We start from the raw sequence: 15,679 nt of genomic DNA, 5'->3' as shown, positions 1-15,679 counted from the left end.
TAAGCCTAAAAATTTTAGTAACTATGGACCACTGCAAAGTCTGCATACAAGAACAAAATATCTATGAAGGCATAGGGCATAGATGTGCTTTGTGTCGGGGGTGAGTGCCCCCTAAAATGAAAAGAAATCCTCTTTTTTTACAGTTTCCCATGCCGCCTATGAATAGCCAGCGCGTTATTATTCACTGTAAGTAGGACTGGATTGTCATTCTGCTTACCACTTTCATTAGTGGCTCTTATAGTTACTTCTTATTTTAAATTTTTAGTATCTCAGCGAGAACAGTCTTTATCTGAGAACGCTATCTTGGCAGGCCTTACTACTGAGGGATATATTTTATCAATGCGGTCAGTAATGCTTGTTTCTATAATATTGTTTGCGACCTTCTTTAAGCTGCTTACACACTTAATCCCTAAGCCAAAATAGAACTTGATAAAGAGTTAAGTCTAAGATATTGGGGACTATAGGTTGAGGCAATCAATTCGTAAAAATTTTAGAATCCTATCGTTTTTTTATCTTTGATAGTCTTGGGGATAAATAGTTATTTTGTTGCCAGCTCCAATGGAGTGAAATTTAACTCATTATTTTCCCTTTTTCCTAAAGAGTATAATTGGAGTCAAATTCAGGCGGTTGAAACAGCTACTGGCACTGGTCCGGCACCTAGCCGCTGGGTTCCAAAATACATTTTAAGAATGGATGATAAAAAATTAGTTTAATTGATTACAAGCTGCAGAGATTTATTGCCTCTTACACCAGGCTCAGAATTTATCTTCGAGATCAAAATCAAATTAAGTATGAGCAAAATCTGACAAATGATGGAATTCGTTGGTTGAGAAATAATTTGCCAAAGGATGGCTTTGGTGAAGTGATGCATATCTTACAAGGTGCGCCGTAATAATTATTTTAAGCGCGGACTAAATAATAAATAGAAAGGGCCCGATAAGGGCCCTTCTATTAGAACAAACATTGAGCCACCTTCCCTGAGAAGGCGGCCAAAGTGTATCCAGGTTACTGGCAGGAACTCGCTTCCCAGTACTGGGGAGCGTTAGCCGGGGACCACCAGTTGGGTCCAAAGGTAGACACGTAAACCTGGCCTTCGAAGGTTACTAGGTCGCCAACTTGATAGCCTTCGTCACCAGCATATGGCTGCTGGAATTCGGGGCAGGAAGCGGTCTCACCTGAACCTTGATCGCTGTCGGTGTTGTCATCGGAACCGTTATCGGCGTTGTCGTCAGAACCGCTATCGGAGCCATTGTCGTTGCTATCGCCAGAGCCGCTGTCGGAACCATTGTCGGAGCCTTCGCCCTCAGTTTGACAGGTGGTTTCGGTCCACAGCGATGGCGCGGAACCTGGAGACCACCAGTTTGGCTCGTGGGTGGACTCGTAGGCGACTCCTTCAAAGACAACAACGTCACCGACTGAATAACCTGGGTCGCCGGCATAGGGCTGCTCAAACGCGACGCAGGCGCTGCTTCCGCCATTATTATTGCCACCGCCACTTCCGGTGTCGCCAGTATCTCCGGTGTCTCCAGTGTCTCCGGTATCTCCGGTGTCTCCGGTGTCTCCGGTGTCTCCGGTGTCTCCGGTGTCTCCGGTGTCTCCGGTGTCTCCGGTATCGCCAGTGTCTCCGGTATCGCTATCACTGGAGCCACCCTGTCCGAAAACTTCGAGTGCGGCATCAAGTAGTGGATACTGGTATTCATTGTTCTCCAATAACATTCCGCCGCGTAGCTGCCAGATCATCACGCCACCAAGGCCCTGGTCGAGCACATATTGGGCGCGTGCGGCGATAGAAGTCGTATCTTCGAAAGAGATAAAACCGCCATCCTCAAACCAACCATAGTGGGTGACGGCCTCGGGATCGTAAGCGGTCTGGAATGAAGAGTCGCTCTGCATTTTCTCAACGATCTGGTAGTAGCGCGTCTCGGTGTCAGAGCCCCAGTGAGCGACGTCTTGTCCGGAGGCGGCTTCACCGATTGCGGTGGCGCCAGCCACGCTGCGGCCGTAGTGGGACATACCCAGGGTGATCTTCTCAGCGGGAATATTGCCCTCAGTCATCCACATATTGCGGCAGCTGTCTGCGTCGAAGCCTTCGTTGACCTGGCCTTCATAGGGGTAAAGCGGCGAGGTATGCTGGGCTACGGTATCCCAGTCGCCACCAAAGTCATAAGTCATCAGGTTGACATAGTCGAGGACTTCGCCCACAGCAGCAAAATCATAACCCTCTTCTGCAATCGAGGGGCCACAGGCCACGGCAGCGGTCAGTTCCAGATTTTTGCCGGTCTCCGCTTCAACCTCATCGAAGCGCGCGCGCAGCTCTTGCAGCAGGGTGGTGAAGTTTTCTTTGTCGATCGAGCGTCCGCCGTTCGGTGCATAGCCGGGGTATTCGAAATCGAGATCGAGACCATCGAAATCCCAGTCAGTAAGCAGTGTCACTGCATTTTCGATAAAGGCTGCACGTGCGGTGTCGCTCTCCATCATCTCAGAGACTTTGTGGGAGAGGGTCCAGCCGCCCATAGACAGGATCGCCTTGGCACCGTCGTCATGTACCGATTTTACAAAACCTGATTCGTGGTCATTCCAGCCCTGGCAGACCGCGGGCTGAATACTGGAATCGTATTGGCTGTAGGGGTGCCAGAATTGCGGCGAGCATTTTACGGGACCATCACCGGCGCCGCCGGAAAATGATTGGGCGCCCAGGCCGTAGAAAACGTAGGGGTCTGTAAAGTAGATGTTGCCGTCTTCGTCATTCCAGGCAAAGGCGTACTGAACGTGAGTGAGCTTGGAGAAATCCACGTTGTCATGGGTGAAGGATGAGTCGGCCCAGTATTCCCAATCGGCCCAATAGGCAGATACACGTTTAGAGGTTTCTTGTGCGCTGACGTTTCCGCTGATGGCGATTGCTGCTGCGAGTGCCGCCGCAGCTTTTAATTTAAACCCAAATTTAGATCCGCGTTCACTGCGGCTGCCCACCAACATCCTTGTTCGATCCTGAGATTGCAGGAAAGAAAACATTAGATTGACCTCCCATAGGTCTTAATTATGTATAAAGAAATTTGTCGTTATATGTGGAAAAATTTGAATAAATGGAGAGGTAAAAGTTCCGCGAGGAAATGTGGAATAAATGTGCAAGCCACGGAGGGTAGTGGCTGAGTGGTTATATTTATTTCCGCTGTAATTTTATGATGGGGACAATAAAAAGTGCGGGCATAAATTTAATTGCACCTTCCAGGAATAAATATTTGAGCAGATCAACGATAAAAATGGTCGATTATTTAATATCAAAAGAAGATAAATTTTCTTTTTGGGGTAAGAGATCGGAAAAAAATACCGGATTCTGGCGAGCGATATTTACGGCCTCTTGCAGGCAGCCTCCCTGCAGTTTAGTGCAGCACGGCTTCTGTCGAGTTAATCAATCACCTCTTTACTATGAAATGTTGCTACGGAGAAGTTTTTGATTGTCCCTCTTCAGGGATTGAAGATGTCATGATATGGCAAAAACAAAAAAGGGCCCAGAGGGCCCTTTTTAAAGTTGAAGAAAATACTAATTATTTCTTCGCGCGCTTGCGCATATTTTCCTGCAAAATTTTCTTGCGCAGGCGGATAAAGTTAGGAGTCACTTCTACCAATTCATCGTCTTCGATAAATTCCAGAGCCTGCTCAAGGGTGTGACGAATGGGTGGTGATAGAGTGAGTGCATCGTCGGTACCTGACGCGCGCACATTAGTGAGCTGTTTGGCCTTGGTGGGGTTTACCACCAGGTCGTTGCCACGGGAGTGAATACCGACGATTTGGCCTTCGTAGACCTCTTCGCCGTGGCCCAGGAACAGGCGACCACGATCTTGTAGTGCGAACAGACCATAGGCGAGGGTTTTGCCCTTGACCATGGAAACCAGTACACCGTTGATGCGCTTGGCCACCTCACCCTGCTTCACCGGACCGTAGTGGTCGAAGATACTGGTCATAATGCCAGAACCACTGGTGATGGTAAGGAATTGGGAGCGGAAGCCGATCATGCCGCGCGAGGGCACGATAAAGGTTAGGCGCACGCGACCTTTGCCATCGGGCTCCATATTGGTGAGATCGGCCTTGCGCAGGCCCAGCTCTTCCATAATGGGCCCCTGATGAGGTTCCTCAACATCGATAACCACTTCTTCATAAGGCTCGTGGATCTCTCCGTCGACCTCTCTCTGCACCACTTCGGGGCGGGAAACGCCCAGCTCGAAACCTTCTCGGCGCATGGATTCGATGAGGACAGACAAGTGCAATTCGCCTCGGCCGGAAACCTTGAACTTATCAGGAGAGTCGCCTTGCTCTACACGCAGGGCCACGTTGTGAATCAGCTCCTGGTCAAGACGCTCTTTGATGTTGCGCGAGGTAACGAACTTGCCGTCCTGGCCAGCAAAGGGGGAGTCGTTGACCTGGAAGGTCATGCTTACGGTGGGCTCGTCCACGCTCAGGGCGGGCAGGGCTTCTGGAGTATCCAGATCGCACAGGGTATCGGAGATATTTAGCTCACCCACACCGGTGATACACACGATATCGCCAGCACTGGCTTGCTCCACTTCTACACGCTCCAGGCCGAGGTAACCCATAACCTGCAGGACCTTGGCTTTGCGCGAGTTGCCCTCGCGATCGAGAACTACCACTTGCTGGTTCGGCTTCAGGGTACCGCGAGTGATACGGCCAACGCCGATTACGCCTACGTAGCTGGAGTAGTCCAGAGCGGAAACCTGCATCTGGAAGGCGCCGGTGGGGTCAACCTTCGGGGGCTCAACCTTGTCCACAATCATCTGGAACAGCGGCGTCATATCGTCGGCCAGGTCGGTGTCGTCGAGACCGGCGATGCCGTTCAGGGCGGAGGCGTAGACAACCGGGAAGTCCAACTGCTCGTCGGTGGCGCCGAGGCTGTCGAACAGGTCGAATACCTGGTCCATCACCCAGTCGGGGCGAGCGCCGGGGCGGTCGATCTTGTTAATCACCACGATCGGGTTGAGGCCCTGCTCAAACGCCTTCTGGGTTACGAAGCGAGTCTGCGGCATGGGGCCATCTACTGCGTCTACGAGCAGCAGAACTGAATCCACCATGGACAGTACGCGCTCTACCTCGCCGCCGAAGTCGGCGTGCCCTGGGGTGTCGACAATATTGATGCGGTAGTCATTCCAGCGGATAGCGGTGTTTTTCGCCAGGATGGTGATGCCACGCTCACGCTCTTGATCGTTGGAGTCCATGACGCGCTCGGCGCCTTCGTCGCGGCGGTCGAGAGTGCCGGACTGGGACAACAGCTTGTCCACAAGGGTGGTTTTGCCATGGTCTACGTGGGCGATAATCGCAATATTGCGCAGATTCTCTATCACTGGGGGCCTCTGGGCGTTAAATCTTGGTAAGTCGGGGCGGGGGCCTGCGGGGTTTCTACAGCAGCATTCCGGCCAAAGGCGGCGATTATAGGGGGGCCGCATGACAATTGGGAGTGATTTTGAGTAAAAAATCACCGCCCCGGGGCGCTGTTCGCTTTAAAACACGCGCGGGCGGTGATTGCCCGCGCCTTGAGCAGAAGTTACTTCTTAATGGTTTCCGGTCTGTGGGGAATCAGCGGGCGCAGCACACCCACATTGCGAAAACCTTCATCAAGCAGGTGTGAGGCATGCAGGCGGCTCATAACGCCTTTAGAGCAATACAGGAGGTACTCGCGCTCCTGGTCCAGGTGGGCGAAGCTGTTGTTGAGGCGGTAGAAAGGAATAGTCTGCACCTCACAGCCTAGCTCCAGTGGATCCAGCTCCTCCTCATCAGGGTGGCGGATATCGATCACCACGGCGCTGCCCGGCTCCTCGCGGATCTCCACATCCGGCGCTTCGCCATCGACTTCTTCGATCACCTGATCAATATTCTGCATCACCCGATTGCTGATAGCGCGATCGAGGACGGTGAAATCGAAACGGTTTTCCTCGGACTCCACTTTTTCAATCTTGGCGCGGGTGGTGGGTTTTACCGAGATAACGCCGCAGTACTCCGGCATATTGGCGGCAAACTCTTCGGTGCCGATGGCCCGGGAGGTACGGATAATATCGGTCTTGTCGGTGGTGATCAGTGGGCGCAATACCAGGGTATTGGTAACACTGTCGATCACCGACAGATTTTTCAGGGTCTGGCTGGAAACCTGGGCGATGGCTTCACCGGTGACTACGGCGTCCACCTCCAGTTCTTTAGCGATCACATCGGCGGCGCGCAGCATCATGCGTTTCAAAATGACGCCCATATGGGAGTCGTCGACCCGCTCGAGAATTTCTGCCACTACTTCGTCAAACGGCACGGTTATAAAGCGCACCCGATGGGAAGCGCCGTATTTGTTCCACAGGTAGTAGGAGACTTCTTTCACGCCCAGCTCGTGCTGGCGTCCGCCCAGGTTGAAGAACAGGAAGTGGGTGCGGATACCGCGCTTCATGGTCATGTAACTGGCCACGGTAGAGTCGAAGCCACCGGATACCAGCGACAAAACCGGGTCTTGCGTTCCGAGGGGGAAGCCGCCCAGGCCGGGATGCTGCTCTTCGATCACGTTGAGCTTGTCGTGGCGGATCTCCAGTTTAACGGTGATGTCGGGGTTTTTCAGTTTGACTCCGGATGCCTCGGTATTCTTGTTGAGGCCGCCACCAACATACTGCTCCACATCCAGGGACTGGAAGTCGTGTTTACCGGTGCGCTTAACCCTGACGCAGAAAGTCTTGTCTTTCAGGGCTGCTCCCCAAACCGACAGGGTTTTCTCGTACATGTCGTGCAGGTCGCCCAGGGGGAACTGGCGCACGCGGGAGAAGTTGGCGATGCCGGGGGTATGAGAGAGCACCTCTTCGATACGTCCACCCAGGTGGGACACAGCATCGGGCGCGATCACATCGATCTTTTCCCAATCCTTGCGCACCTGGATACGGTCGTCCAGCTGGCGCAGCAGGCGCTGCAGGTTGTCCTTGAGCTGGCGCGACATGCGCTTGCGCACAGGGTTGCTCTTGATGGTGATCTCTGGAAAAAACTTGACGACAAAGTGCATGGGAATCCGTGGGGTACCGCATGTTGATAGAAGGTGCGGCATTATAAACTAGCCGGAGCCAAGTTGGTTGTGCACTGTTTGCGGGCGAAGCGAGAGCAAATATGTTCTATTTTGGTGCGTATTTGTGTGGCTGCTCGGCCACAATACATCTATCCTGGCTGCGTCAGCACTTTGCTGGGGCTCGCACCGGCGCCAACCGGGACTATGAGGCGATTGCCCTAATTTGGCACACTCCTTGCTTTATTTCACGCCAGGGAGAGAGTGAATGCCGGCAGCGACAGCAAGGCATAGCGACCAATTACTTTTCAAGACCTGGAGGACTGCAATGTCAGCGAAAACGCTCGGTTTGATTAATGAAAGTGAAGCGAAATGGATAGACCTGCGCTTTACCGATACCAAGGGTAAAGAACAACACGTTTCCATCCCTGCGTCGGAAGTTGACGGTGAGTTCTTTGAAGAAGGCAAAATGTTCGATGGTTCTTCCATCGCCGGTTGGAAGGGCATCAACGAATCCGACATGATCCTGATGCCGGATGACGAGACAGCTTTCCTCGACCCCTTCACCGATGAGAGCACCGTTATCATTCGCTGTAACATCGTCGACCCAATTACTGGTCAGGGTTACGAGCGCGATCCTCGCTCCATCGCATTGCGCGCTGAGGAATACCTGAAGTCCACTGGTCTGGGTGACACCGCTCTGTTCGGTCCCGAGCCCGAGTTCTTCGTATTCGACGATATTACCTGGGGTGCCGAAATGGGCGGCGCCTTCTACAAGATCAACTCCGAAGAAGCAGCCTGGTCCTCTGGTCACAACTTTGCCGAAGGCAATATTGGTCACCGCCCCGGCGTTAAAGGCGGTTACTTCCCGGTTCCTCCGGTGGATTCCCTGCACGACGTTCGCGCCGCTATGTGTTCTGCGATGGAGCAAATGGGCCTGCGCGTAGAAGTGCATCACCACGAAGTGGGTACTGCTGGCCAGTGTGAGATCGGCGTTGCCGCCAACACCCTGACCAAGAAAGCGGACGAAGTACAGATCCTCAAGTACGCTGTACACAACGTTGCCCACGCCTACGGCAAGACCGCGACCTTTATGCCCAAGCCGCTGGTTGGCGATAACGGTTCCGGTATGCACGTCCACCAGTCCTTTAGCAAGGATGGCGTAAACCAGTTTGCCGGTGACGCCTACGCTGGTCTGTCCGAAGCTGCTCTGTACTACATCGGCGGTATCGTTAAGCACGCTCGCGCCCTGAACGCGCTGTGTAACGCTTCCACCAACTCTTACAAGCGTCTGGTACCTGGCTTCGAAGCGCCGGTAATCCTGGCTTACTCTGCGCGCAACCGCTCTGCGTCTATCCGTATTCCTTTCGTGCCCTCCCCGAAAGGCAAGCGCATCGAGACTCGCTTCCCGGACCCGACCGCCAACCCGTACCTGTCTTTCGCCGCACTGCTGATGGCGGGTCTCGACGGTATCAAGAACAAGATCCACCCTGGCGATGCTGCGGACAAGGATCTGTACGATCTGCCGCCGGAAGAGCTGGCTGAGTACCCGACTGTCGCTTCCAGCCTGGAAGGCGCCCTGGATGCTCTGGACCAGGATCGTGAGTTCCTGACAGCCGGTGGTGTATTCACTAACGATGCTATCGATGCCTACATCGAGCTGAAGCGTGAAGAAGTAGAGCGTCTGAACATGACCACTCACCCGGTCGAGTTCGATATGTACTACTCCGTGTAATGGCGACCGGCATCACGGTGATGCCGTCGAGCCGTTCTCGAAAAGCCCGCGCCACCCTGGTGCGGGCTTTTTTATTGCGAGTACACTGTCAGCCGGGACTTGAGGGCTCTGTGGTCTGCAGCAGCAATAAATGGCGCCAAAAGTATGAAAGTCCCTATACCTGAAATGGGGGGAATTGCAGGGTGGCTAATAGAATGTTGGGAATTCAAGAACTACTGAAAGCTGTTTTATTGGTTTTGCCCATAGTAGCTGTTGTGGCTTTCGCAGAGACTGGGGCCATATACAAAATAGTGGGTCCCGATGGTCAGGTAACCTTTAGTGATACGCCACCACCAAATGGAAACTCGGAAGAGGTTGAGTTGGCACCGATCAACATCCAACCGATCGCCTTGCCTCGACAGCTACCCTCAAGAAAATTGTCGCCAAAAAGCAAGGATGGGGACTCCGAGGCTGTTTCGATTCAGATTGTGAGCCCAATTAATGAAGCTACTATCCCCCCAGGGCAAACCCTGATTGCGCTTGAGGTACAAGTAACTCCAGCCTATCCAGAAGGTTCGAGCTTCTATGCGGTTATTGATGGGCAGCGCTGGCAGGGGAGTGCATACGGCAATGCCCTAGATATCTCGGCTCTTGAGCGTGGAACGCATACTCTGCAGGCCGTCCTGGTGGGTTCAAATGGGCGGGTTCTGGCTCAATCCAGCGTGGTCACAATTTACGTGAAGCGACCCATAGCTAGGGGTTAAATACTGGGGGGCGAAAGCCCCCTCAATCTAATTGCCCTCTCACTTCTAGCCCTCTCCTAATTCCGTTTGTTTGTTTTTTGACCTGCGCACCGTTATGGTGCATTCTGCCTGTGGCTGGCGGCATCTCATTTTTTAAGCTGAATAACTCGCTATGCCACTACAGCTAACTGCGCACCGATTGTGTCCGGTTGAAGTTGTTCCCGCCTGTAAATGCCAGCATATGCGCCATTTTGGTTTGCTTTTTGCACTGACTAGATACAGCGCTAGTTTGCTGGGGGTGACCAAAGGGAGTTTGGTCAGAGCCTCGGAATGAATCGGAAATTTTGTGAATGCTGAATGATCGCCAGTTGCGCCAATTACTCGATAGCCTGACTTCCGCAGTGTTGGTGCTGGATGAAAACTTATCGCTTTGCTATTTGAACAATGCCGCTGAGGACTTGTTGGCCGCCTCCAGTACTCGAGTTAAAGGCTCGAAGTTGGAGGAGGTGGTGCGAGAATCTCCCACTGCCTATGAGGCTATGCGGGAAGCATTGCGCAAAAATGAGAAGTACACAGTGCGCCGGGCCAGTTGGAGGTTGAACAATCTTGAAACCCGAACCGTGGATTACTCAGTCAGCCCGGTCCCCGAGTTTTCTGTGCTACTTGTGGAAGTGCAGCCGATGGATCGCCTGTTGCGAATTGCCAGGGAAGATGCGCTGCTCAGTGCCCAGGAAACGACACGAAACCTGGTTCGCGGCATGGCCCATGAGGTCAAGAACCCCCTCGGTGGTATCCGCGGGGCTGCACAACTATTGCAGCGCGAGTTGCCGGACCGGGAGTTAGACGAATATACACAGATTATCATCGAGGAAGTGGATCGCCTGCGCAATCTGGTTGACCGTTTATTGGGACCACGCCAGCCGGTAGTACTGCAACCGGTTAATGTGCACGAGGTTCTGGAGCGGGTTGCCCAGTTGCTGGATGCTGAGTGTATCGGTGAGCTTCAAATTCGCAGGGACTACGATCCGTCTATTCCCGATGTCCCCGCCGATAGCGAACAATTGATTCAGGCGCTGCTTAATATTGCCCGCAACGCCATGCAAGCCATCGATGAAAGTATTGGCCTCAGTAGTGGGGAGATGGTATTGCGTACGCGTATCCAGCGCCAATTCACCATTGGCCGCCGCAACTGTCCATTGGTCTGCCGTATAGAAATTGAAGATAACGGCCCGGGCATACCGGAGGATATTCGCGAGCGGATATTCTTCCCGATGATCTCCGGCCGCGCCGAGGGTTCAGGTCTTGGACTTTCAATTTCCCAGAACATTATTAATCAGCACAAGGGGCTGATTAAGTGTGACAGCCAACCCGGCCGTAGCATTTTCCAAATTTATCTGCCCCTGACTACCGAATTAGCAAATACAGGAACCTAGAGAATGAGTAATCGCGTTTGGATTATTGACGACGACAGATCAATCCGCTGGGTGCTGGAAAGAGCGCTATCGCGTGAGGGAATTGATACCCAGTGCTACGAGAGTGGCGACCGCGCCCTGGATGATTTCTACAGCGATTCACCGGATGTAGTAATCAGTGATATCCGTATGCCGGGCTCCGATGGCTTTAAATTGTTGCAGCGCTTCCAGGCTGAGCGACCGAGCCTGCCGATAATTATTATGACTGCGCACTCGGACCTGGATAGCGCGGTAGCTGCTTACCAAGGGGGAGCTTTTGAATACCTGCCCAAGCCATTTGATATAGATGAGGCCGTAGCGGTAACCCGACGGGCCTTGATGCACGCTAGTGAGCAACGTGCTGAAGAGCAGGTTGAGCCAGAGAATGGCCAGGGTAATAAAGAAATTATTGGTGAAGCGCCGGCGATGCAGGAGGTGTTTCGCGCGATTGGTCGCCTGTCGCACTCCAATATCACCGTCTTAATCAATGGTGAATCCGGCACCGGAAAGGAGCTGGTGGCACAGGCACTGCATAATCACAGTCCGCGCAGGGATAAGCCATTTATTGCATTGAATATGGCGGCTATACCCAAGGACCTGATGGAGTCCGAATTATTTGGCCATGAAAAAGGGGCCTTTACCGGTGCCAGCTCCCAGCGTGCCGGACGTTTTGAACAGGCCAATGGTGGCACCCTGTTTCTAGATGAAATTGGTGATATGCCCGCGGATACGCAAACCCGGTTATTGCGCGTGTTGGCTGATGGTGAATTTTACCGTGTCGGTGGCCACACCCCGGTCAAAGTGGATGTGCGTATTATTGCGGCGACTCACCAGGATCTGGAAGAGTTGGTATGTCAGCATAAATTTCGCGAGGATCTGTTTCACCGCCTGAATGTTATTCGCATCCATATTCCAAGACTGGCGGATCGCCGTGAGGATATTCCGCGATTGGTGAGACATTTCTTTAATGCTGCGGCAAAAGATCTGGGGGTGGAGTCAAAGATCCTAACCAAGGAAACTGAGGAGTATCTCTCTGGGCTGGATTGGCCCGGTAATGTGCGACAACTGGAAAATACCTGCCGCTGGATTACCGTAATGGCCTCCGGACGCGAGGTACATATTGAAGATTTGCCACAGGAGTTGCATCAGCAGGGCGCGACGACAGAAACACCGGCAGACTGGCAAAAAGCTCTGCGTCTGTGGGCCGACCAGGCCCTATCCTCTGGGCAGCGAGAAATTTTAAATGAGGCTGTTCCCGCATTTGAAAAAGCGTTAATAGAAATTGCGCTAAAGCATACAGCTGGGCGTAAACGCGATGCAGCTGATCTGTTGGGATGGGGTAGAAATACCCTGACACGGAAGTTAAAAGAATTGGAAATTGGTGGAGAGTAAATAACAGTGAGGTCTTATCAAACACCATGGGAAGACCTACTTGAAATATACTCATATCTCATTATCAGGCCGCTCTTAATTTTTTTTGTTCCTGATTGAGTCTTTTACTAGCAGTCATCTATTAATATTTATTTAGATAGGTATTTTGTGTTTCAGCGAATAAATTTGAAAATGCAGCTATGTATAGAATCCTGAGCGATATTTTTATTGCCTGCTAAAGTTAGAGTTAATTGCTGGTATTTAGATGATTGAGACGATATGACTGCTGATGAACTGAAAGTAGTTGCCGAGGTTCCATTTTTATTTTGGATTAAAGATCAAACAGGCGTATATCTATGGGGTAATCGCCAAATATGTCAATTGGCCGGTGGTGAAGTGACTGGTAAGACAGACCGGGAACTTCCCTGGTCAAATAATGCTGATGCATTAAAAGCTGCGGATGATCGGGTTTTTTCCTCAGGGAAACCCGAGCACCTGCAAGAGTATGTCGATAAATCCAGCCGTGGAGAGGTTACGTTGAATGTCTGCAAGTGGTTGGATGAATTTGAAGGGCGGGATTGCTGTTTTGGGATATCTTTTGTCATTGATTCCCAATAGCCCAATAGCCCAATAGAGCACTGGGCTATTTCATCGTTTATTTAGTCGTTCCGGACTATTTATTATCAGGCTGACTCCTTTTTAACACCCAATTCACCAAGCGTTCGCGCTATATCCTCTGCGCTGGTTGCCGGCTTAATATCCTTGTCAATTTTTTTAATTCGTCCATCTTTACCGATATAAATGGTAACGCGACGGGCGATATTCATTACGGGAATAAGTACATCGTACGCTTTAGCCGTTTCACCGGTGGGGTCGCTGAGTAACGGGAAGTCTGCTTCGCTCTCTTCAGCAAATCGGGTGTTATCGTCAAGATCATCTGTACTGGCCATAAAGTAAGTGACTTCATAATCTTTGATCAAGTGACCGTTTTGGGCGAGCGATTTACACTCTATGGTACAGCCACGGGTGAATGCCTTGGGAAACCAGGCGATCACAACAGCGCTTGTGCCCTGGAGGTCCGCCAATGTGTGGGTTTGGCCATCAGACCCCTGTAGAGTGAAATTTGGCGCCATTTCACCAACTTCCAGAGCGAGGCTGGGAAGGCTGATAAACATCGTAATTAAGAAAGTCAGCAGATATTTCACGAATATATCCCTTGTAGTTTACCGATACGCCTATGCTACTGCCCTAAGGTCTAACTGGCCAATAGCTCTGCTATAACTGCTATGCTTTATGCGCCAAAGTAAGAAAATTGGTGCGTCAATGCACCGTTTGGACTTGCCGTTTTGCAGGGGCTTAAATGCGCTTTGACAGCCTTTTCTATACTCTGCCTCTTCCACTGATCTATACCATTTCAGTTGCCGTAGTGCTATGCGCTTTAGCTGTGGGGATTTATCTGGGGCAGCGGCGGGTAGTGAATGCCAGTATCAAGGAGGATTCTTCCCTGGGCAGTGCGGTAGCTGCCACTTTGGGCCTGGTCGCATTCGTTTTGGCATTTACCTTTAATATGACAGCCGACCGATTTAATGAACGCAAGGCATTGCTGTTGCAGGAGGTCAATACCATCCAGGCCGCATATTTAAATGCGAGCTTTTTGCAATTGGATAAGCAGAATAAGGCGCGAGACCTAATAGCTGAATATGCAAATCTCAGGGATATTGACCCATCAATCGCCGTCACTCCGGAAGATGTAGCTCGCAGTGAGGAAATTCACCAGGCTCTTTGGCGTTTGATCGAGGCGCACATCGCACAGGATTACAACGCCGATTATTTACGCCAGTTTGCCGAGCAGGTTAACGGGATGGTAGATCTGCACCGTGCCAGGGTTGTGGTTGGGCTGCAATACCGTATACCGGGTCCACTCTGGCTCTCCCTGTACTTTATGACCATTTTGGCGATGCTGGCAATTGGATACCAGTTGGGTATAAGTCGCGGGGGATCTGCCCAGGTAGTTATAGCTTTGGCCCTGACTTTCTCAACAGTGATTTTACTGGTGGCGGATTTGGATCGGGCAAATGAGGGAGCACTGTTGGTTGATCAGTCGCCGATGAGCGATCTCAATTTGCAGCTGAAAGAGCTACAGGAGGCTGCCCACTGAGCTGTTGTGCGAGCTGACTTTGCATATTAATTGGGTGGGGCGGAATTAAGGCTTTTCCGCCCCGGGGAACAGGTTAAAGATCTTCAGGTTTTTGTGGCATTAAGACATCTTCGGGATGCACAAACTCACGCATAAAAATTTCCCAGAAGGCGAGGAATAGTGCAGCGAGAAGGGGGCCTATCGCAAAGCCACTGATTCCAAACATAAACAGACCGCCGACAGTGGAGAAAAGCACTAAATAGTCGGGGAGTTTTGTGTCTCGACCCACCAATATTGGGCGTAACAGGTTATCTACCAGACTGATCACGGTGAAACCATAGGCGAGTAAAATCGTTGCCTTCATGGGTTCGCCAATAGCATAGAGGTAAATAGAAGCGGGGAACCAGATCAATGCGGCACCGACGGCGGGCAACAATGACAACAGGGTCATTAATACACCCCAAAGCACCGGTGCCGGTAGGCCCAGCACCCAGAAAATAATTCCGCCCAAGCCGCCCTGGGTAATAGCGACTACCAGATTTCCTTTAATGGTTGCGCGAGTGACTTCAGCAAACTTTGCCAGCAAAAGGTGCTCGCGCTCATCACCTAGTGGTAGGGCATGGATAATCAGGTTAACCAGCCTTTCGCCATCGCGAATCAGGAAGAAGGTGAGGTAAAGCATTAAACCCAACATAACGAAAAAGTTAACAGTATTCTGTCCGACCTCAATCGCATTTTTTGCGACGAAGCTACCGGCATTCATCACTCCACCCATCAGGCGCTGCTTGGCCTCCTCGACATCCACGCCAATACTCTCGAGCGTGCTGTTAACCCTGGGGAAAGCACTGCGAATCTGCTCAAAGGATTTAGAAACATCAATTTGTCCTTCCTGGATCCGGTGATACAGAGTTACCGCTTCATTAATAAAAGAGGTGGCCACTACCAATACGGGTATCACCAATAGAACGATACACATAAACAGGGTTAGCAGAGCCATTAAATTAGGCGAATTGGGAAAGCGCTGCATCAGCAGACGGTACACGGGGTAGAAAATCAGTGCGGTGGCACAAGCCCAAAAAATAGGGGTAAAGAAGGGTTTTATTAGGAGTAAAAAAGCTACGCTGACCAATAATAAGGTCAATATAAATGAGCGCCTTTCCAGTTTTTCTTGCACTGCGACTTCCTCTGCTTCTCTTTTGGCAGCCCAGTGGTAGGGCGCCTAATTTTTGC

The 15,679-nt window shown here is 51.6% G+C and carries 11 protein-coding genes; 6 read left to right on the top strand and 5 right to left on the bottom strand.

The window, feature by feature from the left end; translation table 11 throughout:
* Positions 1 to 1,005 precede the first annotated feature (1,005 nt).
* From ACJJI4_RS19530 to thiI, 3 genes are all read right to left on the bottom strand, one after another.
* Positions 1,006 to 3,012 (bottom strand): glycosyl hydrolase family 18 protein, encoded by a 2,007-nt coding sequence (locus ACJJI4_RS19530; RefSeq protein WP_444926206.1) that lies wholly within the window; start codon positions 3,010 to 3,012, stop codon positions 1,006 to 1,008.
* Positions 3,013 to 3,545: 533 nt separating this feature from the next.
* Positions 3,546 to 5,354 carry a translational GTPase TypA gene (typA, locus tag ACJJI4_RS19525; RefSeq protein ID WP_282930811.1) on the bottom strand — a complete coding sequence of 603 codons (1,809 nt, stop codon included), beginning with the start codon at positions 5,352 to 5,354 and terminating at the stop codon, positions 3,546 to 3,548.
* Positions 5,355 to 5,554: 200 nt separating this feature from the next.
* Positions 5,555 to 7,036, bottom strand: a complete 1,482-nt coding sequence (gene thiI / locus ACJJI4_RS19520) for a tRNA uracil 4-sulfurtransferase ThiI (RefSeq protein ID WP_444926205.1) — start codon at positions 7,034 to 7,036, stop codon at positions 5,555 to 5,557.
* A 325-nt stretch (positions 7,037 to 7,361) separates the two neighbouring features.
* On the opposite strand from thiI, the gene glnA reads away from it, so the two are divergent.
* From glnA to ACJJI4_RS19495, 5 genes are all read left to right on the top strand, one after another.
* Positions 7,362 to 8,768 (top strand): glutamate--ammonia ligase, encoded by a 1,407-nt coding sequence (gene glnA / locus ACJJI4_RS19515; protein ID WP_108734896.1) that lies wholly within the window; start codon positions 7,362 to 7,364, stop codon positions 8,766 to 8,768.
* Between the two features lie 194 nt (positions 8,769 to 8,962).
* A complete protein-coding gene (locus ACJJI4_RS19510) occupies positions 8,963 to 9,511 on the top strand; it encodes a DUF4124 domain-containing protein (RefSeq protein ID WP_444926204.1) in 549 nt (182 codons plus the stop codon).
* 329 nt (positions 9,512 to 9,840) lie between these two features.
* Positions 9,841 to 10,923: a nitrogen regulation protein NR(II) gene (gene glnL / locus ACJJI4_RS19505; RefSeq protein WP_413663715.1), complete on the top strand. Its 1,083-nt coding sequence runs from the start codon at positions 9,841 to 9,843 to the stop codon at positions 10,921 to 10,923.
* A gap of 3 nt (positions 10,924 to 10,926) precedes the next feature.
* Positions 10,927 to 12,333, top strand: a complete 1,407-nt coding sequence (gene ntrC, locus ACJJI4_RS19500) for a nitrogen regulation protein NR(I) (RefSeq protein WP_444926203.1) — start codon at positions 10,927 to 10,929, stop codon at positions 12,331 to 12,333.
* Positions 12,334 to 12,591: 258 nt separating this feature from the next.
* The gene (locus ACJJI4_RS19495; protein WP_444926202.1) at positions 12,592 to 12,930 is read left to right on the top strand and encodes a PAS domain-containing protein; all 339 of its coding nucleotides are present in this window, start codon (positions 12,592 to 12,594) and stop codon (positions 12,928 to 12,930) included.
* Between the two features lie 65 nt (positions 12,931 to 12,995).
* Here ACJJI4_RS19495 and ACJJI4_RS19490 read toward each other — a convergent pair whose 3' ends face one another.
* Positions 12,996 to 13,517 (bottom strand): peroxiredoxin family protein, encoded by a 522-nt coding sequence (locus ACJJI4_RS19490; protein ID WP_444926201.1) that lies wholly within the window; start codon positions 13,515 to 13,517, stop codon positions 12,996 to 12,998.
* Between the two features lie 155 nt (positions 13,518 to 13,672).
* Here ACJJI4_RS19490 and ACJJI4_RS19485 point away from each other — a divergent pair, with 155 nt between their 5' ends.
* Positions 13,673 to 14,470, top strand: coding sequence for a bestrophin-like domain (locus tag ACJJI4_RS19485; protein ID WP_444926200.1), 798 nt, complete (start codon positions 13,673 to 13,675; stop codon positions 14,468 to 14,470).
* 73 nt (positions 14,471 to 14,543) lie between these two features.
* Here the strand turns inward: ACJJI4_RS19485 and ACJJI4_RS19480 are convergent, their stop codons facing one another.
* Complete coding sequence (locus ACJJI4_RS19480; protein WP_413663709.1) at positions 14,544 to 15,623, bottom strand: AI-2E family transporter; 1,080 nt, start codon at positions 15,621 to 15,623, stop codon at positions 14,544 to 14,546.
* Positions 15,624 to 15,679: the final 56 nt, after the last annotated feature.

Source organism: Microbulbifer maximicatervae (SeqCode), assembly GCF_052467305.1.
The sequence above is the reverse complement of the archived record's forward strand: the minus strand, read 5'-3'. Positions and strand labels throughout refer to the sequence as shown.